1 protein-coding gene is annotated in these 1,422 nt (G+C 43.2%); it reads left to right on the forward strand.

The features are described 5' to 3' along the window. Positions 1-127: 127 nt before the first annotated feature. On the forward strand, positions 128-1,422 hold a 1,295-nt coding region (locus tag HMPREF1640_RS12365), incomplete at its 3' end, for an integrase (RefSeq protein WP_052051838.1).

Consider the following 1,422-nt stretch of genomic DNA (forward strand, 5'->3'; position numbering starts at 1 on the left):
AATAAAACCCCGTATCAAAACGCCTCTACTTTCCCATTGCTTTCCCGAAAAACATCTGAAAACACGGGATTTAGGGAGAAAATGAGAGACTTTGTTTTCCCATTGTTTTCCCAAAATTGAGAATAAAGTGAAGTTGAGACCTCCAGACAGTTGGCCAAAAATAGCAAAGAAATTAGACACAACCTACAAGAACGCACGATTCGGAAATTGCACCTATGCGCTCATCCTTGACAAGCGTCATCCGAAGAAAGACAAGAACACGTTTTCCGTCGTAATGCGTTATACCATAGACAGAAAGTCGTGGTACAACTTCGTGGCTGGAGAGTTCACGGAAGAAGATTTTGCGAAGGTATGTAATCTCAGCGCCAAGGCTGTCCGCTCAGAACTCTACGAAAAGAAATTGGAATTTGATGTCATCTTTGAGGCGCAAGTGGAGCTGATTGAGCGTCTGGGGAATAGTCTGACGCTCGATAAAATAAAGGCAGCCATCACGGGTGTTGACACCTCTAAGGAAGCCTCCTTTTTTAGCGTGTGGCAAGACAGGATTAATTTCTTTCGGACTAACAACAACGGAGAGCAATACACTACTGCCGAGTCATACGAGTGCGCCATGAAATCCTTCCAAAAGATTCTCTGGGATAGACCGATTACTGGTTTTAAGGTAGGGAAGGAAGATATTGAGTATTGGAGTAACGGAATGCAAAATGGTGTGCTGAACGAGAATGGTGAGTTAATCGGTCAAATAAGAGAGGCGACAAGAGGGCTTTATCTCCGAAACTGTCGTGCAGTTTGGAATGAATGTGTGTCACGGGGCTATCTTACCAACCAAGAATATCCATTTTCTAATGTCAAGAAAAAGAAACTCGTAGCAATACCAGTCGGTGACACAAGGAAGGATCACTACCTGAATGTCCAGCAGATGACAGAATTGTATCGGGTGTTTATTGAGAAACGCTATCCTGACACATGGAAGAAAGGCTATGCAGAAAAAGCTCATTACTCACTGGGATTGTTTCTTGTCCAATACCTGTGTAACGGTTTCAATATGGCCGATGCAGCCGAGCTTAAGTATTCAAAATTCTATTTCGATTCTGGTAGGAAAGCGTTCAAATTCAAACGAGTGAAGACCAGAAATCGCACAGAAGGTGATGGTGAAGTAATAATCCCCATCATTGAACCATTACAGAAAATTCTTGATGAGATAGCGGCAGAACCTATTCTCAATGGTTTCGTGTTCCCAGATATTTTGCAGGGTGCAACACATAAGGCCAACAAGCGCAAGCGTATCTCCCAGGAAAATTCAAATGTGCAAGACCGTGTCATCAAAATCTGCGAGGATGTCTTGCATTGGAAAGTCCGTCCATCGGAAACATGGTGCAGACATTCTTACGGAACGAACTTAACTCATGCCAAAGTAGAGGA

Origin of the sequence: Prevotella sp. S7-1-8, assembly GCF_000758925.1 — a bacterium.
In the GTDB taxonomy this organism is placed as follows: domain Bacteria; phylum Bacteroidota; class Bacteroidia; order Bacteroidales; family Bacteroidaceae; genus Prevotella.